At 68.7% G+C, this 26,404-nt stretch carries 24 protein-coding genes; 13 read left to right on the plus strand and 11 right to left on the minus strand.

Translation table 11 applies throughout. From position 1 onward, the window contains the following. Positions 1-146 precede the first annotated feature (146 nt). From M5C98_RS18825 to M5C98_RS18835, 3 genes are all read left to right on the plus strand, one after another. On the plus strand, positions 147-1,082 hold the full coding sequence (locus M5C98_RS18825) for a hypothetical protein (RefSeq protein ID WP_272548967.1): 936 nt from the start codon (positions 147-149) through the stop codon (positions 1,080-1,082). Between the two features lie 56 nt (positions 1,083-1,138). Next, positions 1,139-1,606, plus strand: coding sequence for a hypothetical protein (locus M5C98_RS18830; protein WP_272548968.1), 468 nt, complete (start codon positions 1,139-1,141; stop codon positions 1,604-1,606). An 82-nt stretch (positions 1,607-1,688) separates the two neighbouring features. Then, complete coding sequence (locus M5C98_RS18835) at positions 1,689-2,249, plus strand: hypothetical protein (protein WP_272548969.1); 561 nt, start codon at positions 1,689-1,691, stop codon at positions 2,247-2,249. A 41-nt stretch (positions 2,250-2,290) separates the two neighbouring features. Here M5C98_RS18835 and M5C98_RS18840 read toward each other — a convergent pair whose 3' ends face one another. Beyond that, positions 2,291-2,797 carry a hypothetical protein gene (locus M5C98_RS18840; RefSeq protein ID WP_272548970.1) on the minus strand — a complete coding sequence of 169 codons (507 nt, stop codon included), beginning with the start codon at positions 2,795-2,797 and terminating at the stop codon, positions 2,291-2,293. 189 nt (positions 2,798-2,986) lie between these two features. On the opposite strand from M5C98_RS18840, the gene M5C98_RS18845 reads away from it, so the two are divergent. Together M5C98_RS18845 and M5C98_RS18850 are read left to right on the plus strand one after the other, a co-directional pair. Beyond that, entirely contained in the window at positions 2,987-4,201 is a 1,215-nt protein-coding gene (locus M5C98_RS18845; RefSeq protein WP_272548971.1) for an esterase-like activity of phytase family protein, read from the plus strand. 187 nt (positions 4,202-4,388) lie between these two features. After that, the gene (locus M5C98_RS18850; protein WP_272548972.1) at positions 4,389-5,036 is read left to right on the plus strand and encodes a Smr/MutS family protein; all 648 of its coding nucleotides are present in this window, start codon (positions 4,389-4,391) and stop codon (positions 5,034-5,036) included. 47 nt (positions 5,037-5,083) lie between these two features. On the opposite strand, the gene M5C98_RS18855 is transcribed toward M5C98_RS18850, so the two are convergent. The 3 genes from M5C98_RS18855 to M5C98_RS18865 are packed head-to-tail and all read right to left on the minus strand — an operon-like array spanning position 5,084 to position 8,032. Then, positions 5,084-6,616 carry a sensor histidine kinase gene (locus M5C98_RS18855; protein ID WP_272548973.1) on the minus strand — a complete coding sequence of 511 codons (1,533 nt, stop codon included), beginning with the start codon at positions 6,614-6,616 and terminating at the stop codon, positions 5,084-5,086. A gap of 19 nt (positions 6,617-6,635) precedes the next feature. Beyond that, the gene (locus tag M5C98_RS18860; RefSeq protein WP_272548974.1) at positions 6,636-7,310 is read right to left on the minus strand and encodes a response regulator transcription factor; all 675 of its coding nucleotides are present in this window, start codon (positions 7,308-7,310) and stop codon (positions 6,636-6,638) included. Beyond that, a complete protein-coding gene (locus M5C98_RS18865) occupies positions 7,310-8,032 on the minus strand; it encodes a PepSY domain-containing protein (RefSeq protein WP_272548975.1) in 723 nt (240 codons plus the stop codon). Before M5C98_RS18865 ends, M5C98_RS18860 begins: the two co-directional genes overlap by 1 nt. A 160-nt stretch (positions 8,033-8,192) precedes the next feature. On the opposite strand from M5C98_RS18865, the gene M5C98_RS18870 reads away from it, so the two are divergent. Then, entirely contained in the window at positions 8,193-8,843 is a 651-nt protein-coding gene (locus M5C98_RS18870; protein ID WP_272548976.1) for a PepSY domain-containing protein, read from the plus strand. Positions 8,844-8,958: 115 nt separating this feature from the next. On the opposite strand, the gene M5C98_RS18875 is transcribed toward M5C98_RS18870, so the two are convergent. From M5C98_RS18875 to M5C98_RS18890, 4 genes are all read right to left on the minus strand, one after another. Further along, positions 8,959-11,025 carry a bifunctional 2',3'-cyclic-nucleotide 2'-phosphodiesterase/3'-nucleotidase gene (locus tag M5C98_RS18875; RefSeq protein WP_272548977.1) on the minus strand — a complete coding sequence of 689 codons (2,067 nt, stop codon included), beginning with the start codon at positions 11,023-11,025 and terminating at the stop codon, positions 8,959-8,961. Positions 11,026-11,157: 132 nt separating this feature from the next. Then, the gene (locus tag M5C98_RS18880) at positions 11,158-11,631 is read right to left on the minus strand and encodes a RidA family protein (protein ID WP_272548978.1); all 474 of its coding nucleotides are present in this window, start codon (positions 11,629-11,631) and stop codon (positions 11,158-11,160) included. A gap of 119 nt (positions 11,632-11,750) precedes the next feature. Continuing rightward, the gene (locus M5C98_RS18885; RefSeq protein ID WP_272548979.1) at positions 11,751-12,167 is read right to left on the minus strand and encodes a group II truncated hemoglobin; all 417 of its coding nucleotides are present in this window, start codon (positions 12,165-12,167) and stop codon (positions 11,751-11,753) included. Positions 12,168-12,190: 23 nt separating this feature from the next. Continuing rightward, complete coding sequence (locus tag M5C98_RS18890) at positions 12,191-13,636, minus strand: MFS transporter (RefSeq protein WP_272553342.1); 1,446 nt, start codon at positions 13,634-13,636, stop codon at positions 12,191-12,193. A gap of 257 nt (positions 13,637-13,893) precedes the next feature. Between M5C98_RS18890 and M5C98_RS18895 the strand changes: the two genes are divergently transcribed. From M5C98_RS18895 to M5C98_RS18915, 5 genes are all read left to right on the plus strand, one after another. Then, positions 13,894-14,793, plus strand: a complete 900-nt coding sequence (locus M5C98_RS18895) for a LysR family transcriptional regulator (protein ID WP_272548980.1) — start codon at positions 13,894-13,896, stop codon at positions 14,791-14,793. A gap of 163 nt (positions 14,794-14,956) precedes the next feature. Beyond that, on the plus strand, positions 14,957-15,784 hold the full coding sequence (locus M5C98_RS18900; RefSeq protein WP_272548981.1) for an ABC transporter substrate-binding protein: 828 nt from the start codon (positions 14,957-14,959) through the stop codon (positions 15,782-15,784). A 153-nt stretch (positions 15,785-15,937) separates the two neighbouring features. Next, positions 15,938-16,639 carry an amino acid ABC transporter permease gene (locus M5C98_RS18905; RefSeq protein WP_272548982.1) on the plus strand — a complete coding sequence of 234 codons (702 nt, stop codon included), beginning with the start codon at positions 15,938-15,940 and terminating at the stop codon, positions 16,637-16,639. A gap of 173 nt (positions 16,640-16,812) precedes the next feature. Further along, positions 16,813-17,526 carry an amino acid ABC transporter permease gene (locus M5C98_RS18910; RefSeq protein WP_272548983.1) on the plus strand — a complete coding sequence of 238 codons (714 nt, stop codon included), beginning with the start codon at positions 16,813-16,815 and terminating at the stop codon, positions 17,524-17,526. Then, positions 17,523-18,266 (plus strand): amino acid ABC transporter ATP-binding protein, encoded by a 744-nt coding sequence (locus M5C98_RS18915; RefSeq protein WP_272548984.1) that lies wholly within the window; start codon positions 17,523-17,525, stop codon positions 18,264-18,266. The genes M5C98_RS18910 and M5C98_RS18915 overlap by 4 nt, the downstream gene beginning before the upstream one ends. 29 nt (positions 18,267-18,295) lie before the next feature. On the opposite strand, the gene M5C98_RS18920 is transcribed toward M5C98_RS18915, so the two are convergent. Beyond that, positions 18,296-20,818 (minus strand): ABC transporter permease, encoded by a 2,523-nt coding sequence (locus M5C98_RS18920; protein ID WP_272548985.1) that lies wholly within the window; start codon positions 20,816-20,818, stop codon positions 18,296-18,298. Between the two features lie 207 nt (positions 20,819-21,025). On the opposite strand from M5C98_RS18920, the gene M5C98_RS18925 reads away from it, so the two are divergent. Then, on the plus strand, positions 21,026-21,409 hold the full coding sequence (locus M5C98_RS18925; RefSeq protein WP_272548986.1) for a hypothetical protein: 384 nt from the start codon (positions 21,026-21,028) through the stop codon (positions 21,407-21,409). 151 nt (positions 21,410-21,560) lie between these two features. Further along, entirely contained in the window at positions 21,561-22,841 is a 1,281-nt protein-coding gene (gene yjjJ, locus M5C98_RS18930) for a type II toxin-antitoxin system HipA family toxin YjjJ (protein WP_272548987.1), read from the plus strand. Positions 22,842-22,844: 3 nt separating this feature from the next. Here the strand turns inward: yjjJ and fdhD are convergent, their stop codons facing one another. Further along, positions 22,845-24,020: a formate dehydrogenase accessory sulfurtransferase FdhD gene (gene fdhD, locus M5C98_RS18935; RefSeq protein WP_272548988.1), complete on the minus strand. Its 1,176-nt coding sequence runs from the start codon at positions 24,018-24,020 to the stop codon at positions 22,845-22,847. Then, on the minus strand, positions 24,017-26,371 hold the full coding sequence (locus tag M5C98_RS18940) for an FdhF/YdeP family oxidoreductase (RefSeq protein ID WP_272548989.1): 2,355 nt from the start codon (positions 26,369-26,371) through the stop codon (positions 24,017-24,019). Before M5C98_RS18940 ends, fdhD begins: the two co-directional genes overlap by 4 nt. Positions 26,372-26,404 lie beyond the last annotated feature (33 nt).

Genomic DNA, 26,404 nt, shown 5'->3' on the forward strand with positions numbered 1-26,404 from the left:
CTTGCCCGACTCCAGCCATTTCACAACGAAGCATCGCCCACGTATTAACAATTTGTTAAAAAATTAATTTACTTCAAAATCAAAAATCAACCATTGTCCGATTAGCATTCGCCCCCAACAAAAACACGATCTCAAAGGGGGATTGAATGAGCGCAGAACTCGCGGCGACGTTTTTCAACGTCGGCTACGGACAGACCCTGGCCCAGTCCATGGACAAGAACCAGGTGGACGTGCTGGTGCTGACCCAGGGCCAGTACATGAGCATCTTGCAGGACAAGGCCAGGCGCAATGCCGCCCTGGAATTCAGCCTGCGCAAGATGCTGTCGCAGTCCACGTTCGGGCAGTATTGGCAGAAAGAATTCAGCCCGAATGCGGGTGAGCCTTGGGTGGGGCCTGTAGCGCAAAGTGCAAACGACGCAATCACCATCGTCAAGACGCTGAACGCCATAGGCATGGCTGGCATCTCCAGCTACATCAAGACCACTGCGACAGGGACTTACATCATCATCAAGGGTTACTCGGCCAAGCGTAGCAGCGCTCTGCAGGGCACTCGCTATCTGGCGACCAACCCGAAAATGCTGCAACTCGGCCTGGGAATCAAGAGCCTGCAGGGCATTGCCAAGGGCGGCTTCATGCTAGGTGTGGTCGTCTCCACAGGCCTTGAAGTGATGGACTTCATGTTCAACGACGAGAAGACCATGTACGACCTGGTGGGCGGCATCGGCGTGGAGGCCGTCAAGGGCGGGCTGGGTGGATTGGTGGCGTATGGCGCTGCCGCAGGTACGCTGGGGGCCACTACGGCGGTCGTGCTGCCCCTGTTCGTGATGGCTGTCGTGGCGGTCTCTATCGGCATTGGGCTCAACATGCTCGACAACCACTACAAGATCAAAGGCAAGGTGATTGCAGCCCTGAAAATGATCCCCGAGCAGACGGCTCAGGGCATTTACTATGTCGACACCCAATCGCAGTCCTGGCTGGACGACATGCGCAACGCTGTCGAAAACAAGAAATTGGAAGTAGGTCAATCCATCAACCAGGGCATGAAAAGTTGGCTATGCCGTATTACTTGTTTACGGTACTAGGCATTCACTCCTGAGCGCTATCGATCATGCACGACCCCCAAACGGTCCGAAAAACCATGCTGTGGAGCACCCCGCTTTTTTTAGGAATAGCGGCAAGCTGCGTCCTTGTGACCTGGTACGCACTCATTCCCGCAGTTCAGGGGGTTGCTTCGTTGGCCCCAGCGGTCCGGATCGCTCCTGCCGCACAGCTGACGCCTTTCACGGCACTCACCTGTCTCATGGTGATCGTGATGGGCGCGATGCGCGCCATCCCCACCAGCGACAGCAGGATCAAGAAATTCGAGCGGTTTCTCACCTACACCGTGCTGCTCAACACTCTGGTCCTGGTCCTGATCCCCGTCACCTCTGTGGCACAGCGCTTCTACATGCCTAGCGTTGGCTACTCGATGTGTTCGGAGTTGCAGGGCAACCCCACCCTGTGGTTCACCGACTGGGTGCGCGATCCCGCTTGGTGCGTCAAAGGAAAGAGCCTGGACTGGGTCATAGAGAAAGCGAGCACAGCCGGTCATCACGGCACGCCGTAGAGGCGATCGCTGCAACATCCCGCTTTTTGCTATTAATTAAATAGCGCCATGCCAGCATACTAATTGCGCTGGAGCCCGATTCATGTCTGATACACGACCACGCCGAAAGCGTACGCGCAACGTGCGCGCCACCGAGTTGACGGTGTTCGATGTCAAAAAAGTCCGCCGGGCGATGCTCTGGGGCGTCCCTTCTTTCATTGCAATGATTGCAGGGTGCTACTGGATGACGACCGAGCTTTTGATCTCGACCTTCGTGGACATCGCATACCGCGCACCAGCGGTGCAAATCACACCGGGCGCCCTGGTAGCGCCGTTGCTGGCCGCGATGCTGATATTGGGCATCGTCGTGGGATGCATGCGTGCCATACCTTTGCGCGAACGCATCGTGAAACCCTTCGAATACGCCATGTTGCTGGCCTCGCTCTTGGGCTTCGCTGTCATGTGGCTGGTTCCTGTCGCGGCGGTGGCCCAGCATTTCTTCATGCCCAGCCTGGGCTACTACCCCTGCAACATCCTGCAGGGCAACCCCAACAAGTGGTCCACCGACTGGGTGCTCGACACGCAGTGGTGCGTCAAAGGCCAGACCATCGAATGGGTCAAGGAGCAGGCCCGCGCGGCCTTCACTCCCAGCGCTTCCAGGTAGACAAGGAACGCGCCCTGCGGCCGAGCGACCGCCGCATCCGCTCAGCACCCCGCCGGCCGGTTTCCGCGCAGGGTGAGCAGCCCGGTCACGCGCAGCGTGTCGCCCGTGCCATCCGTGGCCGTCAGCCGCTTGTTGACGATCTCCAGGTAGTCGCGGCTGTGGTGCACGTCGGTGTCGTCGCCATCGCCGTTGGCGGTGGCGAACTCCCGGCCGCGCACGTTCAGGACCAGCCGGTAGAGCGAATCGGCATTGGTGGCGTAGCGCACCGTGCCGGAGGCCGTGCCGTCACCGCCCACCCGGTCGGCGCCGTTGAAGCCGAAGCTGCAAAGCACGGGGTCCGTGCCGGTGGCCGGCACTTGGGTGACTTCGGTGGCATTGATGTTTCCGTCGCCATACGTGCCATCCAGCCCACTGGCCGAGGCATTGGTCACCGTGAGCGAGGCGGCGCGTTCATCCAGGGAATCGCCGCCCCCGCCGCACGCGGACAAAAGCGCGGCAGCAGCCAGCACGGCGGACAGGACAGAGAAGGTTTTGAGGGAGGTGTTCATGGCAAATGGGGCGGTTGTGGAATCGAGGAAAAGGCTTGCTGGGGCCCAGCCAAAGCCAGACACCGGTCATAACTGTACCATCATGTTCTGTTTTAAATGGTGGTTTTTTAGCGCCCTTTTTTGGCGGCAAGCACCTTGACGGATGGGCTCGCAGCCAGGCCTGCCCCTGCCGCACCTACACTGCGCGCCATGCCAGACACCCGCATTCCGCCGCCTTGGAGACGACGCCCCTGGCACTGGTGGGCCACCTGCCTTGCGGCATCGGCGGTACTGCTGGCCGCCTGCACTGGCGCGCGGCAGGGGCCGGAGCCAGACCCCGCCGCGCCGGCCGCGCTGCGCCTGATCGGCACTGCCGCCATCGCGCCCGGCACCGAAGTGCTGGGCACGACCTTCGGCGGCATCTCGGGCATCGACTACGACCCGGTGCAGGACCGGTGGCTGCTCATCAGCGACGACCGCTCGGCCCTGCAGCCGGCGCGCATCTACACCGCCACGCTGCGCTACACGGCCACGCACCTGGACACGCCGGTGGTCACCGGCACGGCACCGCTGCGCCAGGCCAGCGGCGCGCCCTACCCTTCGCAGCGGCAGGCCGAGCCCGGCGTGGACGTGCCCGATGCCGAGGCGGTGCGCTGGCTGCCGGGCGGGCACACTTTTTTGTGGACCAGCGAGGGCGACTTTGCGCGCGGCTTCGGCCCGCAGTGGCGCGAAAACCGGGCCGATGGCGCGTGGGTGCGCGAGCTGCCCTTGCCGGCGGCGTTCGGGCCTGTGCCCGACTTTCGGCGCGGGCCCCGCGCCAATGCCACGCTGGAAGGCCTGGCGCTGTCGCCGGACGGCCGCACAGCCTGGCTGGCGATGGAAACGGCCTGGATTCAGGACGGCCCGCGCCCCACGCCCGAGGCCCCGGGCGGGCCGCTGCGCATCACGGCGATGGATGTGGCCAGCGGCCAGCCCTGGCGGCAGATCGCCTATGTGCCGGACGCGGTGCCGCACGCCCGGCGCATCCCGTGGGGCCCGCAGCTGAACGGGGTGAGCGAGGTGCTCGCGGACGGGCCGCACCACCTGCTGGTGCTGGAGCGCAGCTACAGCGCAGGGGCGGGCTTTTCCGCGCGGCTGTACCGCATCGACACGCGCGCGGGCAGCGACACGCTGGCGCTGGACGCGCTGCAAATCCAGGGCACGGGCAGCAACCACACCGCGGTGCCGAAAACGCTGGTGGCCGACCTGGACCGGCTGGGCGCGGGCCCGCTGGACAACCTGGAGGGCATGGCCTGGGGCCCGCCGCTGCCCGGGGGCGGGCGGGTGATCGTGTTCGTGAGCGACGACAACTTCAACCCCGCGCAGGCCACGCAGTTCATCGCGGCGGAGTACCGGGGCCCGGCTGCGAGGCCATCGGTGCCTTGACCGCCAAAGGACCGCACGCGCGGCGTGGCGAACACGGGCGACAGCGGGGGCGAGCGCACGGCACCGAACGATCGGTGGGTGCAACGGGTGCGGCCCTGTCCCTGCGCGGCAGGGCATGGCCCGCGGCGACCCCGGGGCACTGCCGCGCGCGCCAGGGCAGCCGCCGCACTTCGGGTACAACCGGCGCATGAAAGTGAAGTCCTTCCAGGATCTCCAGCCGATGCGCCAGGCCCTGGCGGAGGCGGCCGAGCGCGAGGCGCGGCTGCAGCGCGAGTGGCTGGAGGCCGCGCGCCGCGCGCGCGCCGAGTTGATGCTGTTCGAGACGGCGGTGGGCCCGGTGCAGGCCCTGCGCGGGCAGCACGACCGGCGCTGGCACTTGCCAGAGCCGGTGGAGCCGCTGCCCGTGCAGCGCGAGCTGGACGAAGAGCGGGTGCTGATGGAGTCCATCAGCGACGAGTTCGACGTGACGACCCTGCTGGACGTGGACGACCAGATGAGCTACCGCCGCAGCGGCATCGGCCCGGAGGTGACGCGCCGCCTGCGCGCGGGCCACTGGAGCATCCAGCGGCAGCTGGACCTGCACGGCCTGCGCACCGACGAGGCCCGCGAAGCGTTGGGCGAGTTCATCCGCCTGGCGCACCGCACGGGCCTGCGCTGCGTGCGCGTGGTGCACGGCAAGGGCCTGGGCTCGCCCGGCAAGACGCCCGTGTTGAAGGGCCGCGTGCAAAGCTGGCTGGTGCAAAAGAAAGAGGTGCTGGCCTTCGTGCAGGCCCGCCCGGCCGAGGGCGGCGCGGGGGCGCTGGTGGTGCTGCTGCAGCCGGTGCAGCGGCATTGATTTTTCCGAGGAAGGACGGCGCCCTGCGTGGCACCGCCCGGGCTCCGTCAACCCGCAGGGCGGTGATCCCCCCTCACCAGCCCACGCATCTCCAGCCGCACGCGCAGGCCCCGAAGGGCCTCGCTTTTGTCCAGCTGCAACTGCCCGCCGTAGGCCTGGGCGATCTGGCTCGCGATGGCCAGGCCCAGCCCGCTGCCCTGCACGGATTCATCGAACCGCACGCCGCGCTGCCCGGCGGCCTGCAGCTGCGCGGCGGTCATGCCGGGGCCATCGTCTTCGATGTCCAGCCGCAGGCCCGGGTGATCGGCACCCTCCTGCCGCGATAGCGTCAGCCGCACCCGCGACGCGGCCCACTTGCCCGCGTTGTCCAGCAGGTTGCCCAGCACCTCCTGCAGGTCGGCCTGCTCGCCGCGCCACAAAAGGCGGCCCGAGGTGCGGTCTTCCAGCGCCCAGTCCAGCTCCTGCGCGGCATGCAGGCGCTCCATCATTCGCACCACCTGCGACAGGCACTCGCGCACGTCCACCGCCTGCCCCGCAGCGCCGGGATGGGCATGCAAAGCATCGCTCAGGGTGCGGGCCTGGTAGCGGTCCACGAGCTGGGCCATGGCATCGACCTGCTGGCGCACCTCGCTGCTGGGCACCTGGGGGTGCGCGCTGGCCTGGGCACTCAGCAAGGCCAGGGGTTTCTTGAGGGCGTGGTTCAGGTCCACCGCATGGGCGCGGGCGCGGGCCACGACGTGCGCGTTGTGCGCCAGCAGGCCGGCCAGCTCGTTTTGCAGGGGCTGCAGGTCGCGCCCCGTGGGCGCTGCCAGGTGCGAGGTCAGGTGCGCGGCCACATCGGGTCCGTCGCCCTGCGGCGCGCGCAGGGCGGCCAGCAGCGCTTCGAGGCGCCGCAGCGGTGCCAGCCCCACCCGCACCTGCAGCCAGGCCAGGCCGCCGGCCAGCAGCATCAGCACCAGCCCGGCCAGCACCAGGGTGCGGTCGATCTGGCGCATGCTGGTTTGCAACTGGGCAGCGGGGCCATAGACCGTCAGTGCCACCTGAACGGGCTGGGCAGATGGCTGGGCGGGCGGCTGGCCCAGGGGGATCGGCAGCGTCAGCGACAGCAGCGGCTCTTGCAGCGGCCCGGTCGCCAGGTGCAGCACGGCCGAGCCGTGCAGGGGCTGGGGGTCGGTGGGCAGGCGGTCCATGTCCCACAGCGAGCGCGAGCGCAGCGCCTCGCCGCCCGACTGGGCACGCCAGTACCACCCGGCGTAGATGGCGCTGAATTCGTCCGCACTGCCGGTGGCTTCGCGCAATTCGCCATTGGGGCCCTGCTGCAGCCTTGCGCCCACGCGCTGGACCTTTTCGCGCAGCACCTGCTCGAAGCCCCCCAGCAGGCTCTGGTGCATCTGCCCGCGCAGCCACAGGCCTCCGGTGGCCACCAGCAGCAGCATGGGCACGAGCGCCAGCACCGCGATGCGGGTCGCCATCGGCCACTGGGCCAGTGCCAGAGCCCATGCAGAAAGCCCACGCGCCGGCAGGGCCTGCGGGGGCGGCGCGGGCGGCGCTGCCAGCGGGTCGAAGCCGCCGTGCTTCATCGCTTGCCCTGGCAACGCATCAGCCTGGCACCTCGGGGAGCAGCAGGCGAAAGCCCTGGCCGCGTTCGGTGACCAGTTGCGGCGCGCCGCCGAGCTTGCGGCGGATGCGGCCGATCAGCACGTCGATCGTGTTGGAGTCCGGGTCGAGGTCGCGCGCATACACGTGTTCGCCGATGTCGCTGCGCGTGAGCAGCTTGCCCGGGTGGTGCATGAAGTACGCCAGGATCTTGTGCTCCTGCGCGGTGAGCTGCAGGCTCTGGCCCTGCAGCGAGAAGCGGCCCCGCACCACGTCGTACTCCAGCGGTCCGACCTGCAGCACGGCGGCGGCCGATCCGGCCGTGCGGCGCAGCATGGCCCGCAGGCGCAGCACCACCTCGTCCATCAGGAACGGCTTGGTGAGATAGTCGTCGGCTCCGGCGTTGAAGCCCGCGACCTTGTCACTCCAGCGATTGCGGGCGGTGAGCACCAGCACGGGCCAGCTGCGGCCCGCGCCGCGCCAGTCGTGCAGCACGCTCAGGCCGTCTTTGAGCGGCAGGCCCAGGTCCAGCACGGCGGCGCTGTAGGCCTCGGCGCTGCCGGCGAAGGAGGCGGCCTCTCCGTCATGCTCCACATCCACGGCAAAGCCCGCAGCCTCCAGTGCGCCGCGCAGTTGCTGGGCGAGCGCCACATCGTCTTCCACGACCAGGATGCGCATCAGTCACCCCCCTTTCGCCGCGTCACTTCCAGGGTGGTGGCATCGACCTCCAGCTCCAGCTTGAAGCCGTTGGGCTGCTGCAGCTCGACGCTGTAGTACGCGCGGTTGCGGTGGTCGCGTTCCAGCTCCACCTCCAGCACCAGGCCCGAGAAGCGCGGACGCAGCGATTCCAGCACCACGTCCATGGATTTCGGGGGAGCCGTTGCAGCAGCCGCCTCCGGCCGATGCAGGACCTCGCCCGTGTTCACGTCCATCAGCAGCTTCATCTCCACGGCGGGCTTGTCGGACAGCTTGACTTCATAGACCGCCTTGCCTTGCGAATCGCGCTCGAACTCGGCGTTCACGACGCGCGCGCCATACCGCTGCTCCAGTTGCTTGATGTACCGGGCCATCTGCGCCAGCGTGACGGGCTGCGTGGGCCAGTCGCGCTCTTGCGCCACCACGGAGCCGGTGGCGGCATCCACCAGCACTTCCTGCTTGTTGCCCCGCGCGTCGATGAGGGTGATTTCATAGCGCGGCTCGCCCTTGCGCCCGCGCTTGCTTTCCACCTCGATGACGCGGCCCGCGTACTGGCGGCTGATGTCCGCAACGATGCTGTTGAGCGGCTTGAGCTGGCCATTGAGCACGCCACGCCGCGCCGCGTCCTGCTCGGCCGCAGGCGCCTGCGCGCACGCGAGCGCCACCGCCGCCACCGCCGCCGCAAAGACGGCGCGCAAAAGCACGCGACAGGTCCGTCCGCTCCGGGTCCATTTTTTCATCGCGGGATTATTGCTGGCGCCGTTAAACGGCGCATGAACGAATGCTTCATGAAAGGTTTAGCAACGGTTGCGCACACTGCCTCCCAGTTCTCGCCACTTCTGCAACACCGAAAGGAAAAGCACCATGAAAAAGACCATTGCCACCCTGGCCATCGCCGCCGCAGCAGCCACCGCAGCCACCCTGCCTTCCATGGCCTGGGCGCTGACCGCCCAGGAAGCCGTCAACGTGATCACCCAGCACCAGTACGTCGCGCCGCAAGACCTGCAAAAGCAGTACGGCTACTGGTCTGCCGACGCGGTCGCCCTCGATGGCTTGCGGGTCGATGTGCTGGTCAATGACGCGGACGGCAGCCTCACCACCGTGCGCAAGAGCGACATCGGCAAAACGCTGCCCAGCGTCGAACAGGTGGCACAGCACCTGCGCTCCAAGGGCTACGCCTTCGTGTACGACGTGGAACTGGACGACGGCTTCTGGGAGGCGAAGGCCCGCCAGTCCGCCCAGCAGAGCGAGAAGGTGGAGTTCGTGCTGCACCCCGTGACGCTGGAGGTGCTGAGCCAGGTGGGCCGCAGCGGCGGCACGGTCAACAACCAGCCGGTGCTGAGCGCCGACCAGGTGCGCCAGGCCCTGGAGCAGGTCGGCTACACCCGCGTGCGCGGCATCGAGTACGAAGACGGCTACTGGGAAGCCGAAGCCACCAACATGGCCGGTCTGAACATGGAACTGCGCGTGGAGCCCACCACCGGCAAGGTGATCAGCGAACGGCTGGACGACTAAAGGCGCCCGCACCGGCTCTGAAAAAAGCACCGGGCCCCGGCACGCACATGCATGCCGGGGCCCGGTCGTTTGGTTGGGCGTTACTGGCCAGCCGTTGCCGCTGGCCGGCGGCCGGTTACTTCGACAGGTCCAGCCGGTACTTGGACGTGCCCTTGCCCGAGCCGTCGTCCGCCGCCATCAGCGTGACGTTGGCCAGGCCCGCGGCCTGGGCCACGGGCAGCGCGTTGGCGCCGGAGCTGAACACCACCGGGCCGGCCGTGGCCACCTTGGTGAAGCGCCAGCTCTTGGCGGCGCCGTTGGCCGCACGGGTCACGTTGGCGTTCTTGCGGATGTAGTCGATCACCACGTCGCGGTTGGCGTCCGGCGAGGCCCAGATGGTGCCCGAGCCGTCCAGCTTGTCGATGAAGCTCTTGCCGCTGGTGGCGCGGTAGTTGTTGGTGGCGATCACGAACTCCTGCGCCGCATTGATGGGCTGGCCCTTGTAGGTCAGGTTCTTGATGCGGCGGCCGGTGGGCTGCGTCACGTCGATCTCGTACTGCACGTCGGCCGTGGTGAACATGTCGAAGTTGTAGCCGGGGAAGGTGCTGATGAGCGGCTGCTCGGCGGTCTTGGCCGGGTCGATCTGGTTGAAGCGCTTGGCAGCGGCCTCCAGCCAGCCCTGGATGTCGGCGCCGTTCACCTTCACCGCGTACACGGTGTTGGGGTACAGGTACAGGTCGGCGGCGTTGTAGATCGCCAGCGGCCCCGTGGCCACGTCGGTGTAGTCGGCCCCGCCCTGGAAGCCCGACTTGAACGGCGCGCTGACCGACAGCACGGGCAACTGCGCGTACTGCGGCAGGTTGGCGGCCACGTAGGCGGCCACGTAGTCGCGCTGGGCCTGGTTCACGATCTGGATCGCGCCGGGGTCGCCCACGTCGGCGAACAGCGTGCTCATGCGGAAGTCGGTGCTGCCGATGGGCGTCTTCACGTAGGCGATGGCGGCCTGGTGCTGCGTCTCGATCAGGGGCGCGACGGTGGGATCGGCATCCACGTACACCGTGGCGCCCGAGGCGTTCTTGCCCTGGATGTTGCGCAGCTCGCTCCTAGTGGCGGTCTTGTCCACGGCCCAGGCCTTGCCGTCCCACTTCAGCGCGAGCTGGATCACGCCCAGCGCCTTGCCCCACGAGCTGGCCATGACGGCAGGCACGCCGTTGATGGTGCCGGCCTTGTTGTCCACGCCGGTTTGCGAATAGGCCGGCGTGGCGGCGGTGTCGGGGAACACGCTGTGCTGGTGGCCCATGACCATGGCGTCGATGCCGGCGACCTTGGACAGGTACAGGCCCGGGTTCTCCATGGTGGCCGAGTAGGCGCCCGCATCGAGCCCGCCGTGCAGCAGGGCCACGACGACGTCGGCGCCCTTGGCGCGCAGCTCGGGCACGTATTTCTGCGCGGCTTCGACGGCGCCTTCGGTATAGACCTTGCCTTCGAGGTAGCGCTTGTCCCAGTTCATGATGCCGGGCGTGGTGAAGCCGATCACGCCCACCTTGATGGGCAGCTTGACCTCCTTGCCGTCCGCGCCCTTGGAGACCAGCGTGCGCTCCAGGATGGCGTAGGGCTGCACCAGCGGCTTCTTGGTCTTGCTGCTGTACACGTTGGCCAGCACGGCGGGGTAGCCGGCGCCGGCGCACTTTTGCGCGGCATCGACGCCATCGACTTCCATGCCGCCGCCCAGCACCTGGTTGAGGAACGGCAGACCGTAGTTGAACTCGTGGTTGCCCAGCGTGCCGGCATCGAAGCCCAGTGCGCCCATGGCCTTGTACATGGACAGCTGCTGCGTGCAGGGAATGGCCTTGACCACGGCCTCGTAGTCGGCCAGCGCCGTGCCCTGGATGGTGTCGCCGTTATCGACCAGCAGCGTGTTGGCGAACTCCTTGCGCGCCTGGCGCACCAGCGTGGCGGTGCGCTCGAAGCCGTAGCTCTTGTCTTCGGCGAGCTTGAAGTAGTCGTAGCTGCGCACGTTGAAGTGCAGGTCGGTCGTCTCCAGCACGGCCAGCGTGGCGGTGGCGCCGGCGTTGTTGTTGCCGTCGTTGTCGCTGCCGCCGCAGGCGGCCAGCAAGCTGGCGGCAGCGATCACGGTGAATGCGGTGAGGGCGGTCCGGCGGGTGGCCGGCGAGAGGTCTTGGCGTGGGAGGGTGTCCAGCATGCAATGGCCCGGGTGGTGGGTAAAGGCCAGAGTGTCACGAACCCGTTTGACACTGGCGTGACGCGGCCGTGGCCCGCCCGCAGTCACCGGCCCGCCGGCGCCCCGCCCCACCGGCCTGCGCGCTTGCGGCTGTCAGTCCGCCGACGCGATCAGGTCCACTTCCACCGAAGCGTTCTTGGGCAGCTGCAGCACGCCGACCGAGGTGCGCGTGTGCGCCCCGGCCACCGGGCCCAGCACGTGAAAGAGCACCTGCGAGGCTGCATCGGCCACCTCGCTTTGCTGCGTGAAGCCGGGCGCGGACTGCACGTACACCGTGATGCGCGGCACGGCACGCACTGCGTCCAGCGTGCCCAGGCTGCGCTGCAGCAGCGCCAGCGCGCGCATCACGCACACCTGGGCGGCATGCTGCGCGCGCTCCAGGGGCACCTGCGCGCCCACTGCGCCGGTGACCACCACGGTGTCGCCCACGCGCGGGATCTGGCCGCTCAGGTAGATCTGCCGGCCGTCGCGCACCAGCGGCACGTAGTTACCGCCGATCTTGATCTCGCCATCGAAGCGGTGGCCCAGGGCCAGCGCCTGTTCATCGAACCGTGCATCGCAAGACATGGAATATTTCCTCGGGGTTGGAACGGTGGAGGGGGTTGAAGAAAAAAGTGCCTCCAGCGCAATGATTACTAGGGAATATAGCTATCAAATAAATAGCAAAAAGAGGCGGAGGCGCCGCGTTATCCGCCGCGGTTGCGCATCCAGTCGGCCGTGCCCATGAAGCTATCGCGCAGGCGCGTGCGCAGCTCGGCGGGCACCCCGGTCTCGCCCATGGCCTGATCCATGCAGGCGACCCACTGGTCGCGTTCCTTGATGCCGATCGAAAACGGCATGTGCCGCGCGCGCAGGCGCGGGTGGCCGAAGCGGCTCTGGTAATAATCCGGCCCGCCGAGCCAGCCGCACAGGAACCAGAACAGCTTGTCGCGCGCGTCCGCCAGGGTGCTGCCGTGCGCGGCGCGCAGTTCGGCATAGCCCGGCTCCAGGTCCATGAGGTCGTAGAACCGGTCCACCAGCGCGCGGACTTTCTCTTCGCCGCCGATCCATTCGAAAGGCGTGGTGGCAGGCGTGGGCGCGGGCGGGGATTCGGGTGTGGACATGGCGGCGGGCGGGGGGAGAAAAGCTAGCCCTCGATTGTAGAAAGCGCCGCCCCGCGTGCGCCGCCCGCCCGCAGGCAGGCGAACACCGCCACCGCCGTGAACACGGTCACCCCGGCCAGCACGCGCAGCAAGGTGGCGAAGGCCTGGCCGTAGCCCTGCAGCAGCTCGGCCTGCGAGAGCTGGGGCAGCAGCGCCCGGGCGCGGGACAGGTCCCCCGCCACGAGGAATTGGGCGGCGCGCACCGCATCGCCCCCCGGCACCTGCGGCCACTGCAGGGCCAGCAGCGCCACCAGCCCCGCGCCCACCACGGCCAGCGCCAGCCCCTCGCCGGCCACGCGCACGGTGTTGAAGATGCCGGTGGCCATGCCCGCGCGCTCGGGCGGCACCACGCTCACGGCCAGCCCGTCCATCAACCCCCACGGCAGGCCGATGCCCACGCCGATCAGCAGCAGGGGCCCGGCCAGCACCGCCGCCGGCGAGCCCGGCGCGCAATCGCTCAGCCACCACAGCCCCACCGCGCACACGGCGAGGCCCCCGGAGGACAGCGCCGCCGCCGACCACCATCGCGCGAGCCACCCCGCCATCAAAGGCACGCACAGCATGGCCGCCGACAGGGCCAGCATCAGCTGCCCCGCCGCCATCGCGCTCAAGCCCTCGATGCCGATGAAGCGCACCGGCAGCAGCACCAGCAGCACCACATAGGCATAAGCCGGCGCCGCCGCCAGCAGTTGTACGCCCACGAAGCGCGGGTAGCGGAACAGCGACAGGTCCAGCATGGGGTGCCGCACGCGGCGCTCGGTGCGCACGAAGGCCGTCGCCATGGCCGCAGCGCCCGCCAGCGCCGCCACCACGGGCAGGCTGGCCCAGCCGCTCTCGGGGGCCTGCAGCACGCCCAGCGTCAGCAGGGCCAGCGCCGCCGTGAAGCGGACCGCGCCCGGCCAGTCCACGCCCGCCGCGTCCGGGTCGCGCGAATGCTGCAGGAACTGCGCACCAGCCGCGCCCGCGGCCAGCGCCACCCCGGCCACGCTGAGCGCCACGGCCCGCCAGCCGCCGTGCCCCAGCAGCCACCCGGCCAGCAGCGGCCCGAAGGCCAGCCCCACGCCGAAGGCGGTGCCCACCCAGCTGAACGCCCGGGTGCGCGCCGGGCCCTGCACGGCCTGCGCCAGGGCCGACGTGCCCCCGGCCAGCGCGGCCGCCGCGCCCACGCCCTGCAGCGCGCGCCACAGGTTGAAGGCCACGATGCCGCCGGCACACGCCAGCCCCACCGCGCTGAGCGCCACCACGCCCACCCCGCACAGAAAGACCCGCTTGCGCCCCCAGGCATCGGCCAGCGCGCCGCAGGCCATCAGCGTGGCGCCGAAGCTCAGCATGAAGGCGTTGGTGACCCAGGCCAGTTGCACCGGGCTGCCGCCCAATGCATCGCGCAGCGCAGGCAGGGCCACGGCCGGGCCGGTGAAGCTCAAGGGCATGGCCAGCGCAGCCAGGCACACGGCCAGGAGTTGAAGGGACACGGGGGACGCCGGCTTCGGGGCGCGGGCAGGAGGTGGGGTCGGGGACATGGCGAGGACAGCGGCTTTCAGGCAGTGGACAAGGGCGCCGGCGACTCCAGGCCACCAACGCCCATGAACGATAAAAGCGATGCAATGCGATGAAAATAGGCCCCCGCATCCCCAGACAAACAACCTTGGGTTGGCAATCCGAACCCATTCACCTCACTTCCACCACCATGGACAGCTTCAGCGGCCTCGAATCGTTTGTGCGCGCAGCCGATCTGTCGAGCTTCGCGCAGGCCGGGCGCGCGCTCGGCATCTCGGCCTCGGCCGTGGGCAAGAACATCGCGCGGCTGGAGCAGCAGCTCGGCCTGCGGCTGTTCCAGCGCACCACGCGCCAGGTGCGCCTCACGCAGGAGGGCGCGCTCTTTCACGAGCGCTGCCGCCGCATCCTGGATGAGCTGCAGGACGCCCGCGCGATGATGCAGGCGGCCGTGCAGGCCCCGCGCGGGCGCCTGCGGGTGAGCCTGCCGGTCATCGGCTACCGCTTTCTGCTGCCGGTGCTGCCCGAGTTCAAGGCCCGCTACCCCGACGTGGAACTGGAGCTGGACTTCAACGACCGCCTGGTGGACGTGGTGGAGGAAGGCCTGGACGTGGTCATCCGCAGCGGCGACCTGCCCGACTCGGGCCTGGTGGCGCGCCGGCTGGGGCCGTTCCGCTTCGTGCTGGTGGCCTCGCCACAGTACCTGGCCCGGCGCGGCACGCCGCAGGTGCCGGCCGACCTGGCGCAGCACGCCTGCCTGATCTTTCGCTTTCCCAGCGGCGGCAAGCTGCACGACTGGGTGCTGCCCGGCCTGCCGCAGCCGCTGCCGACCGAGCTGGTGTGCAACAACATGGAGGCCATGCGCGGTGCAGCCATCGCCGGCATGGGCGTGGCGTACATGCCCGACTTCCTGGCGCGGGATGCCATCGAGCGGGGCGAGCTGCGGCAGGTGCTGGCCACGCACCTGGTGCACACCGGGCAGTTCTCGGCCCTGTGGCCGTCGAGCCGGCAGCTGTCGCCCAAGGTGCGGGCGTTCGTGGACTTCATCGGCGAGCGGCTGTTCAAGGCAACGCCCGCACCCGCGCCGGATTGACACCGGGGGCCGCTCAGCCCCGGGTGCGCCGGGCTGCCGCACGGAAGCCGCCACCGTGCCAAGCGCATTCGGCGAGTTTGATTATGAAAAAAGCGACGTTCCTCTCTGGCCGCCACAGGCATAGCCTTCGGGCTTCATCCATCGGAGAGAGAGAAAGAACACCATGCGCATCCGCTTCATCGCATCCCTGGTCGCCGCCGCGTTCGCCGTATCGGGCGTGGCCCACGCCGACCAGCTGGCCGACATCAAAAAGAAGGGCGAGCTGGTCGTCGGCGTGCTGGGCACCGACGAACCCAACAGCTTCATCGACCCCAAGACGCGCGAGCTGATCGGCTATGACATCGACCTGGGCAAGGCGATCGCCAGGAAGATCGGCGTCAAGCCCGTGTTCAAGCAACTGGCCGTGGCCGCGCGCATTCCCGAGCTGCAGCAGGGCCACGTGGACATCCTGGCCGCATCGCTCACCCACAACAAGGAGCGCGAGGCTCAGATCGATTTCTCGCTGACCACCTTCGTCACCGGCCAGAAGGTGCTGGTCAAGAAGGCCAGCGGCATCCAGGACGTGGCGGACCTGGCCGGCAAGCGCGTGGTGACGGTCAAGGGCGGCACGCAGGAGCCCAACGTGCGCAAGGCCGTGCCCACCGTGGACGTGGTGACGTTCGAGACGACGCAGCAGGCGTTCCTCGCGCTGCAGCAGGGCAAGGGCGTGGGCTACGTGAACGACGAGTCCTCGCTGATCGACGACTTCGGCAAGCTGGGCGAGCGCAACAAGGACTACGCCATCCTGCCCACCAACCTGAGCGTGGAGCCGCTGGCGCTGGGCATCAAGAAGGGCGAGACCGCCGTGAAATCCATTGTGGACGACACGCTGCGCGAGCTGGAGAAATCCGGCGAGGCCGAGAAGATCTTCTTCAAGTGGTACGGACCCGGCACCAAGATCCAATTCACCACCCGCCCCTTCAAGTTCGAATCGGACAAGATCGACGGCTGATGGATGCAGCCATGGCGGCAGGGCCGCCGGGGGCAGCGCACGGGCGGCAGGCATGCCATTGGCGCATGCGGGCCGCCCTGTGGCAGGCACCCCGGTGGCGGGCCGCCGAGCCCGCATGCCCCGCGTGCGGCGTTTTCCGAATGACTGGCGTGCATGCCCTTGTTTGACTACTCCTTGCTGCTGAGCGGCCAGTACCACCTCATGATGGTGGGCGGTCTGCTGCTGTCGCTGCAGCTGCTGGCCGTCTCGCTGGTGCTGGCCCTGACCCTGGCCCTGGTCGTGGCGCTCCTGCGCCTGGCGCCGGTGGCGCCCCTGCGCTGGGCCGGCTTCGCCTTCGTGGAGGGCATGCGCAACGTGCCGCTGTTGGCGCACATGCTGTTCTGGTACTTCGGCGCGCCCGAGCTGCTGCCCGAGGCCGCGAAGCAGTGGCTGTACGACAGCGGCCATGCCGAGGCGGCCGCGGCCGTCGTCGCGCTTTCGCTGTACACCGCGGCCTTCATGGCCGAGGACATCCGCAGCGGCATCCGCGCGGTGCCCACGGTGCAGACGGAGGCGGGGCGGGCCCTGGGCCTGGGGTTCCTCGCCACCATGCGGCGCGTGGTGCTGCCGCAGGCGCTGCGCGTGACCGTGCCGCCCCTCATCTCGCAGGCACTGAACCTCTGGAAGAACACCTCCATCGCCACCGTGATCGGCGTGGCCGAACTCATGTACCAGGCGGCCAAGGTGGAAAGCGCCACGTTCCGCAGCATCGAGGCGTTCGCCTTCGCGAGCGCCGCCTACCTCACGGTGTCGCTGCTCATCACGGGCCTGGCGAGTTGGTACCACCACCGCTACCCCGTGCGGACGGTTGGATGAAACACCCCCTGAGTCGCTTCGCGCCTTCCCCCTCTCTCGTCTCGCTGCGCGAGTCGGGAGGGGGACGCCCCCAGTGCGGCGGGGCGGCCCTTGCACGGGGGCACTGGCTTTGGCAGCGCCAGTTTGATGCGCCGCAGGCAGTGCGCAGCGCAGTGAACAATGGATAGGCACACATGCTGGAGCTGATTGACACCTACTGGCTGTACTTCCTGGTCGGCCAGTACCCCAATGGCCCGCTGGGCGGCCTGGCGCTCACGCTGCTGCTGGCGGCGGGCGCCCTGTTGCTGGCGCTGCCGCTGGGCGTGCTGTTCGGCCTGGCGCGCGTGAGCCCGTGGCGCTCGGTGCGCTGGCCGGTGACGGCCATCGTCTTCGTGGTGCGCGGCACGCCGCTTTTGATGGTGGTGTTCTGGGCCTATTTCTTCCTGCCCAGCGTGACGGGGGTGAAGACCGACCAGTTCACCACCATGCTGGTGGCGCTCGTGGTGTTCAACGCGGCCTACCTGGCCGAGATCGTGCGCGCGGGCATCCGGGGCCTGCCGCGCGGGCAGATGGAGTGCGCCCGCGCCCTGGGCCTGTCCTACCCCCGCGCCATGCGCCGGGTGGTGCTGCCGCAGGCGCTGCGCAACATGCTGCCGTCGCTGGTGAACCAGTTCGTCGTCACCATCAAGGAGACCTCGCTGGGCTACATCATCGGGCTCACGGAGGTGGCCTTCATCGCCACGCAGATCAACACCCAGGTCTTCATCCGGCCGGCGGAAGTGTTCGGCATCCTGGGCCTGACCTATTTCGTGCTGTGCTTCGGCCTGTCGCGCCTGGCCTACGCGCTGGAGCGCCGGCTGGCGCGGCGCGCGGCCCCCTCCCCTTCTTCCGGACTCCGAACGACATGATCGAACTGCACGGTGTGAACAAGTGGTACGGCAGCTACCACGCCCTGGTGGAGGTGACCGAAACCATCGCCCAGGGCGAGGTGGTCGTGGTGTGCGGGCCTTCGGGCTCGGGCAAGTCCACGCTGATCCGCACGCTCAACCGGCTCGAACCCGTCCAGGGCGGGCGCATCCTGATCGACGGGCAGCCCATCCACGGGCCGGGCGTGGACGTGAACGCGCTGCGCTCGCGCATCGGCTTCGTGTTCCAGCAGTTCAACCTGTTTCCGCACCTGTCGGTGCTGCACAACTGCACGCTGGCCCCCATCCAGTTGCGTGGCCTGTCGCGCCAGGCGGCCGAGCAGCGGGCCCTGGCCCTGCTGGAGCGCGTGGGCCTGGCGCACAAGGCGCAGGCATGGCCGAGCGAGCTCTCGGGCGGCCAGCAGCAGCGCGTGGCGATCGCCCGCGCCCTGGCCATGGAGCCGCCGCTGATGCTGTTCGACGAGCCCACCAGCGCGCTGGACCCCGAGATGGTGGGCGAGGTGCTGGTGGCCATGCGCGACCTGGCCCAGGGCGGCATGACCATGGTCTGCGTGACGCACGAGATGGGCTTTGCCCGCGAAGTGGCCGACCGCGTGCTCTTCATGGACGAAGGCCGCGTGCTGGAGCGCGCCACGCCGGCCGACTTCTTCGGCCGCCCGCAGCACCCGCGCGCGCAGCAGTTCCTGTCGGACATCCGCACGCCGTTCGCGCGGGCGGCATAGCAGCGCCGCCCTGCTCCTGCTCTTTTGCGCTACTCCGCCGCGCGGCGCAGCGTCTCCACCACCGGGCGGCGCAGCACATCGCGCAAACCCCACCAGCCTGCGGCCAGCGCCAGCACGGCCCCGGCCAGCGCGCCGATGATCGGCACCCAGGGCGTGGCCGTCCAGGCGAAGTCGAACACGTAGCGCGCCAGCGCCCAGCCCACCGCCACCGCCACCACGCTGGCGAGAAAGCCCGCCAGCAGCCCCACGCCGGCCAGCTCGGCCCGCTGCACCTGGCGCAGCAGGCTGGCGCGCGCGCCCACGGCCCGCATGATGGCGAACTCGCGCGCCCGCTCCTCGCGCGTGGCCGTCACGGCGGCGAACAGCACCACCAGCCCCGCGGCCAGCGTGAAGCCGAAGAGGAACTCCACCGCGCGGATCACCTGCGCGAGCACGCCCTGCACCTGGGCCAGCGTGGCGCTCATGTCCACGTTGGTAATGTTGGGAAACGCCCGCACCAGCGTGTTGTCGAAGCCCGGCGTGGCAGGCGCGCGGTAGGCCGCCAGGTAGGTCACCGGCAGCTCCGGCGGCAGCTGGCCCACCGTGTACATCACGAAGAAGTTGGCGCGCAGCGAGCCCCAGTCCACCTTGCGCAGGCTGGTGATGCGCGCCTCGCTGACCACCCCGCCGATGTCAAAACGCAGCGTGTCGCCGAGCTTGAGGCCCAGCGTCTCGGCGATGCCGTCCTCCACGCTCACCGAATCCTTCTCGCCCGGCGTCCAGCGGCCGGCCACCACGGGGTTGTGGGTGGGCGCCTGCTCGGCGTTCGACAGGTTGAACTCGCGGTCCACCAGGCGCTTGGCGCGGTCTTCGGTGTAGTCGGCCGGGCCCACCTCGCGCCCGTTGATGGCCACGAGCCGGCCGCGGATCATGGGATACCAGTCGTACTGCGACACGCCGCCGTCGCGCAGCGCCTTCTGAAAAGCCTCCGACTGGTCGGGCATGACGTTGATCACGAAGCGGTTGGGCGCATCGGCCGGCGTGGAGCGCTGCCAGCTGCTGATCAGATCGGTGCGCAACAGCACCAGCAGCACCAGCGCGAGCAGCCCCACCGCGAGGCTGCTGACCTGCACCACCGCATACACCGGCCGCGCCGAGATCTGCCGCGTGGCCAGCACCAGCCAGCGCGGGGCCGTGGCCTCGTTCACGCTGCGGCGCAAGAGCTTCACCGCGCCCCAGGCCAGCCCCGCAAAAAGCAGCACCGCCCCCGCGAAACCGCCCACGGCGATGAGGCCCAGCTTCAGGTCGCTGCTGACCGCCAGCAGCAGCGCGGCGAACCCCGCCACGCCCACGCCCAGCACCGCCAGCGAGGCGGGTTTCAGACCGCCCAGGTCACGCCGGATCACGCGCAGTGGCGGCACCTGCGACAGCTGCAGCACCGGCGGCAGCCCGAAGGCGAACATCAGCGTGAGGCCCATCCCCAAGCCGAACGCCACCGGCCACAGGCTGGGCGCGGGCAGCGCCGTTTCCACCAGTCCCGCCAGCAGCAGCACGAACACGTGGTGCACCGCGTAGCCCAGCAACACGCCCAGCGCGCTGGCGAACAGCCCGATCAGCGCGAACTCGACCACGTAACCGCCCGCAATGGTGCGCTGGCTCTGACCCAGCACGCGCAGCAGCGCCGCCGCATCGAGGTGCTCGTTGGCAAAGCCGCGCGCCGCCAGCGCCACCGCCACCGCCGACAGCAGCGCCGCGAGCAGCGCCACCAAGTTGAGGAATTTCTGCGCCCGGTCCAGCGTCTGGCGCATCTCGGGGCGGCCGCTGTCCAGCGACTCCACGCGCACGCCGTGCACCTCGGGCGCCTTCACGGCTTCAGCAGCCCAGTCGCCGAACTGCTTGACCGCCCGCGCCTCGCCCGCCACGGCAAAGCGGTAGGTGAGCCGGCTGGCCGGCTGCACCAGCCCGGTGGCCGGCAGGTCCAGCGCATTGACCATGACGCGCGGCGCAAAGCTCATGAAGCCCGCGCCCCGGTCCGGCTCGATGGCGATGATGCGGGCGATGCGCAACTGCGCGTCGCCCAGCAGCAGCGAATCGCCCATCTGCAGGCCCAGCGAGCCCAGCACCGGCGCATCCACCCACACCTCGCCGGGCGCCGGAATGTCGCGCGTGGCCCGCGCGGGCGCACCCGGCGCATCGGCCACCTGCAGGCTGCCGCGCAGCGGATAGCCCGGCTCCACGCTTTTGAGCGCCACCAGCCGGCTGGCGCCGCCCTGCGCATCGCTCGCGCGGCCCATGGTGGGAAACCCCAGCGTCGTCACCGCGGACAGGCCCGCAGCCTTGGCCCGCTCGACGAACGCCGCCGGCGTGGGGTTGTCGCTGGCCACCACCACGTCGCCGCCCAGCAACTGCAGCGCATCGCGCTGCAACCCGCCCTGCAGCCGGTCGGCAAAGAAGCCCACCGAGGTGAGGGCCGCCACGGCCAGCGTGACCGCCACGATGAGAAGACGCAATTCGCCAGCCCGCAGATCACGCCACAGCGTGCGCCAGCCGATTCGGAAGAAGGACAGGTTCATGGGGGGCGACGTTAGCGCAAATGGGTTGGGCTTCGGGTGGGAAGGGGCTCAGGGCGAGGGGATTTGGAGTTTCGCTGCAACCAGAGTGGATGGATGAGGAACAGGGCCTTGAAGGCGCCTTATGATCCGGGCCGCCGGAACGTGACTCATCCGCAAATTTCGGGCAGATCATCAAAATCAAAGGGAGTTTTTTTCAAAGCCTCTGAGATGAAAGACATCACACCTATCGACGGACCTCTCGGTCCGCAGCCTCGGCGCTGGCGCCAACGCGCTTCTCGACTCGGTGTTCTCTTCGGTGTCCTCGCGGCTATCGTGGCGGCAACACTTTTTTTGTTTACCAGAACCTTCGACAGTGCAAGGCTGGTGCACACCGATGTCTGCGGCAATGGAAGCTATCGACTCAGCATCTACAAGTACAGCGGTGGCGCGGGGTATGTCGAATTGACGGACAGACAAGGCAAAGTGTTCGGTCAGTCAGATTTCCCGGAGGGTGCTTATCTTGATCCGGAGTGGTCGGACGATTGCCTTGCGGTCACTGTGGGAACCGACACGGATCGCGTGAAACTCGGGGCAGCGCGTCGAGGGGGATAAATCAAGTCGTATCAGCGCGGAATGTTTTATTTATCTATTCATAAAACCATTCAAACCGGATACGCTGAGAGATATGTCATCCGCAGCCGAGCGTCACTCCGCACAAATCCAGAAGAGGCTTCTTCAGGGCCCAAAAACAGCCCATTTCCTGATGGAATCCCTGGGTGCCAGGCAGCCCACGGTATCGCGCGCCCTCAAGTTGCTGGGTGATGAAGTGGTGCAGATCGGGGCTGCAAGATCTATTCAATATGCACTCCGGGATGCGGCCCGGGCACAGCTGCAGGCCCCTGTGTACCGCGTCTCTGCCGAGGGCCAGTTGCAAGCGCTGGGCACACTGATTCCGGTGGCGCCCGAAGGCTTCGTGATGGTGCAAGCCGATGGCAAGCGCGTCCACAGCGATGGATTGCCCTGGTGGATCTTCGACATGCGCCCCCAGGGTTATCTGGGGCGTGCCTACAACCAGCGCCACGGGGCACGTCTCGGGCTCCCTGAACGATTGAGCGACTGGGGAGACACCCATGTGCTGCGCGCCCTGCTGCTTCAGGGAGACGACCTGCCGGGTAACCTTCTTTTGGGTGCGGCGGCACGCGAGCAGTTCGTCAATGCGCCAGCCCCGTTGCCCATCCCAACGGCCCGGAGACCCCAGGCCTACGTGGACCTTGCGGCAGCGGCAACGCGCGGCGAACTGCAGGGATCGTCCGCAGCGGGCGAACAACCGAAATTCACCGCCTACGTGCAACCGGAAACCGGGCCGGCCGTGCACACCATCGTCAAGTTCTCCGCCTCGCTGCCGACCTTGGTGAGCGAGCGCTGGCGCGACCTCCTGCTGGCGGAACACATCGCGCTGCAGGTGCTGGGAGACGCGGGAATCCCCGCATCGCTCACCCGTGTCATCGATCATGGCACGCAGCGGTTTCTCGAAGTGCAGCGCTTCGACCGGGTGGGGGGCCTCGGTCGCCGCGCGCTGCACACTCTCGCGGCGCTGGACGCGGAATTCGTGGGCCATGGTGGCCGATGGCCCGAGATCGCGCAGGCCTTGGCACGCGAGCGGATCATCGTGCCCGAAGCGTTGGAGGGGGCCTGCCTGCTCTGGGCTTTCGGCACCCTGATCGGCAATACCGACATGCACAGCGGCAATCTTTCGTTCATGTCCGAGCAGGGCCGCCCTTATCAACTGGCGCCCGCTTACGACATGACGCCCATGGCCTTCGCACCGACGGCCGGCGGGGATCTTCCGCAGCGCAAGCTGGAGCTGAACGTGGGCCAACAGGTCTCCGCCCGGGCCTGGCTTCAGGCCCTGCCCCTGGCACAGGATTTCGTGCAACGCCTGCGGGGGGCCGAAGGCTTCAGCGGTGGATTCGGGCCTTGCCTTGCCGCCCTGCAAATGCATGTCGCCCTGGCGGCCGAGCGGATCGGTCGGCTGGTCCCATGACCCTCATTCGCCCGACCCTTGCGCGCCCCCGTACCGCACCGCCCGCGGCGGGCGGCACAGCCCCCACAGCGTGATTCCGGCCTGCTGCGCCAGATCGATGGCCAGCGAGGTCGGGGCCGACACGGCGGCCAGCAGGGGAATGTCGAGCCGGGCGCACTTGCGCACCAGCTCGTAGCTCGCCCGGCTGGACATGACGACGAAGCCGTCCTCCCCCAGCCGGCCCTGGGCGGCCAATTGGCCGATGAGCTTGTCGAGGGCGTTGTGGCGCCCCACGTCTTCGAGCAGGTCGGTCAGCTCGCCGCCTGGCGTGGCCCAGCCGGCGGCATGGACGGCGCCGGCCGCGGCATTGAGCGACTGCCGCGCGGGCATGGCAGCCACAGCGCGCAATATCGCGTCGGCCGGCAGCGCACCGGCCCATGCGCGTTCGGTGACGCGTTCGGGCACCAAATCCAGCGCCTGCAGGCTGTCGATGCCGCACACGCCGCAACCCGTGCGGCCCGCGAGCGAGCGGCGCTTGTCTTTCAGGCGTGCGAAGCAGCGTGCCGTGATGTCCACCCGCACCTCGCACGCGGTGGCCGTGCCGGCCGGCACCCCGGCGGGCGCCTGCAGCGCATGCACCTCGATGCCGTGGCAATCGGCGGGCTGATCGATGAGGCCCTCGCTCAAAGCGAAGCCGAGGGCGAAGGCGTGCAGGTCGGCGGGCGTGGCCATCATCACGGCATGCGAGAGGCCGTTGAACACCAGGGCCACCGGCACTTCGGCGGCCACGGCGTCGTCTTCCCACGCGCCTGCGGCCGAGCCGGGCACCGAGGGATGGCGCTGCACGCTGCGGGTCGCCAGCGGCGCGGGCAGGGAACGGCCTTCGTCGTCCAGGCCCTCGGTGCTGGCGGCTTCGTCCTTCCTTTCCGTGACGGCCAGATGCTGGCGCCCGGCGTCAGTGAGCCAGGCCAGCCAGCGGCTGTCGTCCTGCGCCACGCGCACCCAGCCGGGGCCCGGCTGGCCGCCCACGGCCGCGCCGCTCAGCAGGTGCAGGCCGCGCAGCACGGCGCTGCCGGGCAAGCCCAGGTGCTTGGCCAGGCGCGGCATGGAGACGCCCTGCGGGTCGTCCAGTTCGGCCAGCGCCGACAGCAGCGCGGTCGAGAGAACGCCGTCATGGCCCACCGGCACGGGCGGCGTCAAATGGCCGCCACGGCCGCAGTTTCCGGCGCGGCCGCGGTGCCTGCGGCATCCAGCGCGTTGGCATCCGCCGCCGCATGCGGCACCAGCACCACGGGGATCGACTTGGAGGTGGGCGTGCCCGCGTTGAGCGCCACCGACGACAGGGGCACGAGCGGATTGGTCTCGGGGTAGTAGGCGGCGAGGTTGCCGCGTGGAATGTCGTAGGCCACGAGCTTGAAGCGGTCGGCGCGGCGCTCCTGGCCGTCGCTCCACACGGTCTGGATGTCCACCCAGTCGCCGTCCTTCAGGCCCAGGGCGCGGATGTCCTCTGCGTGGATGAACACCACGCGCCGCTGCCCGAACACGCCGCGGTAGCGGTCGTCGTGGCCGTAGATGGTGGTGTTGTACTGGTCGTGCGAGCGCGTGGTGAGCAGGGTGAACACGACGGTGTCGCGCCGCAGCGCGCGGGCCTGGTGCGAGGGCGTGTCCACCGGCACCGGGTGGGCGACGAAGCTGGCCTTGCGGCCGGCCGTGGCCCAGACGCGCTCGCTGGCGGTATTGCGCAGCCGGAACCCGCCGGGCACGGCCACGCGCTGGTTGAAGTCCTTGAAGTCGGCGAACACGGCTTCGATCTTGTCGCGGATGCGGGCGTAGTCCTCGATGAGCCACAGCCACGGGGTGCGGCTGCGCCCGCCGATCGTCGTCGCGGCCAGCCGCGCGACGATGGCGGGCTCGGACAGCAGCTGGTCCGAGGCCGGCGGGTTGATGCCCATGGACAGGTGCACCATGCTCATCGAGTCCTCCACCGTCACGCCCTGCGGGCCGCCGGCCTGCATGTCGATCTCGGTGCGGCCCAGGCACGGCAGGATGAGCGCCTCGCGCCCGTGCACGATGTGGCTGCGGTTGAGCTTGGTGGTCACGTGCACCGTCAGGTCGCAGCGGCGCAGCGCCTTCCAGGTCTCGTAGGTGTCGGGCGTGGCGGCGGCGAAGTTGCCCCCCAGCGCGAAGAACACGCGCCCCTTGCCGTCCAGCATGGCCTGGATGGCCTCCACGGTATCGACGCCGGGCTCGCGCGGGGGCTCGAAGCCGAACACCTCCTGCAGCTTGTCCAGCAGCGCGGCCGGTGGCTTTTCCCAGATGCCCATGGTGCGGTCGCCCTGCACGTTGCTGTGGCCGCGCACGGGGCACGGGCCCGCGCCGGGCCGGCCGATGTTGCCTCGCAGCAGCAGCCAGTTGACGATCATCTGGATGGTGGCGACCGAGTGCATGTGCTGGGTGATGCCCATGCCCCAGCAGGCAATCACGCGCCGGGCGTTGCGGTACACCTCGGCCGCGGCGCGGATCTGCGCCTCGGGCAGGCCGGACTCCTCTTCGAGCAGCGGCCAAGATTCGGCGCGCAGATCGGCCAGCAGGCCGTCGATGCCGGTGGTGTGCTCGGCGATGAAGGCATGGTCGAGCACGCCGCCGTCGCGGTCCTCGATCTCGATCAGGTGCTTCATCATTCCCTTGACCAGGGCCAGGTCGCCCCCCACACGCAGCTGGAAGTAGTGCGTGCTGATGGGCGTGGAGCCCAGCGTGGCCATTTCCATCTTGTTCTGGGGGTCTTGAAAGCGCTCCAGGCCGCGTTCGCGCAGCGGGTTGAAGCTCACGATCTGCGCGCCGCGCTTGTGGGCCGCACGCAGCTCGCCCAGCATGCGCGGGTGGTTGGTGCCGGGGTTCTGCCCGAAGATGAAGATGGCGTCGGCTTCCTCGAAGTCCTGCAGCGTGACCGTGCCCTTGCCCACGCCGATCTGCGGGCGCATGGCGCTGCCGCTGGGCTCGTGGCACATGTTGGAGCAGTCGGGAAAATTGTTGGTGCCGTATTCGCGCACGAACAGCTGGTACAGGAAGGCGGCCTCGTTGCTGGCGCGGCCCGAGGTGTAGAAGATGGCCTCGTTCGGGCTCGGCAGCGCGTTCAGGTGCCGGGCAATGAGCGCGAAGGCATCGTCCCAGGCAATGGGCACGTAGTGGTCGCTGGCCGCGTCGTACACCATGGGGTGGGTGAGCCGGCCTTGGTCTTCCAGCCAGAAGTCGCTCTGCTCGGCCAGGGCCGCCACCGAATGCTGGGCGAAAAGCTCCGGCCCCGCGCGGCGGGCCGTGGCCTCGGCCGCCACGGCCTTGGCGCCGTTCTCGCAGAACTCGAAGGTGGAGGCATGGTTGCGGTCGGGCCAGGCGCAGCCGGGGCAGTCGAACCCGTCGGGCTGGTTGGCCGACAGCAGGGTCTTGGCCCCCTTGAGGGGAATGTCCTGATACTGAAGGGCGCGGCCGACGGAGCGCAGCGCGCCCCAGCCACCGGCCGGGCCTTTGTAGAACTCGATTTTCTTGTCGGTCATCGTGGTCTCCTGCTCCAAGGCGAAACGAACGGC

The sequence above is a fragment of the Acidovorax sp. NCPPB 3576 genome, assembly GCF_028473605.1.
In the GTDB taxonomy this organism is placed as follows: domain Bacteria; phylum Pseudomonadota; class Gammaproteobacteria; order Burkholderiales; family Burkholderiaceae_C; genus Paracidovorax.

Coding starts and splice junctions, on each gene's coding strand:
- M5C98_RS18825 (WP_272548967.1), top strand. CDS start 147: ATGAGCGCAGAACTCGCGGCGACGTTTTTCAACGTCGGCTACGGACAG.
- M5C98_RS18830 (WP_272548968.1), top strand. CDS start 1,139: ATGCTGTGGAGCACCCCGCTTTTTTTAGGAATAGCGGCAAGCTGCGTC.
- M5C98_RS18835 (WP_272548969.1), top strand. CDS start 1,689: ATGTCTGATACACGACCACGCCGAAAGCGTACGCGCAACGTGCGCGCC.
- M5C98_RS18840 (WP_272548970.1), bottom strand. CDS start 2,797: ATGAACACCTCCCTCAAAACCTTCTCTGTCCTGTCCGCCGTGCTGGCT.
- M5C98_RS18845 (WP_272548971.1), top strand. CDS start 2,987: ATGCCAGACACCCGCATTCCGCCGCCTTGGAGACGACGCCCCTGGCAC.
- M5C98_RS18850 (WP_272548972.1), top strand. CDS start 4,389: ATGAAAGTGAAGTCCTTCCAGGATCTCCAGCCGATGCGCCAGGCCCTG.
- M5C98_RS18855 (WP_272548973.1), bottom strand. CDS start 6,616: ATGAAGCACGGCGGCTTCGACCCGCTGGCAGCGCCGCCCGCGCCGCCC.
- M5C98_RS18860 (WP_272548974.1), bottom strand. CDS start 7,310: ATGCGCATCCTGGTCGTGGAAGACGATGTGGCGCTCGCCCAGCAACTG.
- M5C98_RS18870 (WP_272548976.1), top strand. CDS start 8,193: ATGAAAAAGACCATTGCCACCCTGGCCATCGCCGCCGCAGCAGCCACC.
- M5C98_RS18875 (WP_272548977.1), bottom strand. CDS start 11,025: ATGCTGGACACCCTCCCACGCCAAGACCTCTCGCCGGCCACCCGCCGG.
- M5C98_RS18880 (WP_272548978.1), bottom strand. CDS start 11,631: ATGTCTTGCGATGCACGGTTCGATGAACAGGCGCTGGCCCTGGGCCAC.
- M5C98_RS18885 (WP_272548979.1), bottom strand. CDS start 12,167: ATGTCCACACCCGAATCCCCGCCCGCGCCCACGCCTGCCACCACGCCT.
- M5C98_RS18890 (WP_272553342.1), bottom strand. CDS start 13,636: ATGCCCTTGAGCTTCACCGGCCCGGCCGTGGCCCTGCCTGCGCTGCGC.
- M5C98_RS18895 (WP_272548980.1), top strand. CDS start 13,894: ATGGACAGCTTCAGCGGCCTCGAATCGTTTGTGCGCGCAGCCGATCTG.
- M5C98_RS18900 (WP_272548981.1), top strand. CDS start 14,957: ATGCGCATCCGCTTCATCGCATCCCTGGTCGCCGCCGCGTTCGCCGTA.
- M5C98_RS18905 (WP_272548982.1), top strand. CDS start 15,938: ATGCCCTTGTTTGACTACTCCTTGCTGCTGAGCGGCCAGTACCACCTC.
- M5C98_RS18910 (WP_272548983.1), top strand. CDS start 16,813: ATGCTGGAGCTGATTGACACCTACTGGCTGTACTTCCTGGTCGGCCAG.
- M5C98_RS18915 (WP_272548984.1), top strand. CDS start 17,523: ATGATCGAACTGCACGGTGTGAACAAGTGGTACGGCAGCTACCACGCC.
- M5C98_RS18920 (WP_272548985.1), bottom strand. CDS start 20,818: ATGAACCTGTCCTTCTTCCGAATCGGCTGGCGCACGCTGTGGCGTGAT.
- M5C98_RS18925 (WP_272548986.1), top strand. CDS start 21,026: ATGAAAGACATCACACCTATCGACGGACCTCTCGGTCCGCAGCCTCGG.
- yjjJ (WP_272548987.1), top strand. CDS start 21,561: ATGGAATCCCTGGGTGCCAGGCAGCCCACGGTATCGCGCGCCCTCAAG.
- M5C98_RS18940 (WP_272548989.1), bottom strand. CDS start 26,371: ATGACCGACAAGAAAATCGAGTTCTACAAAGGCCCGGCCGGTGGCTGG.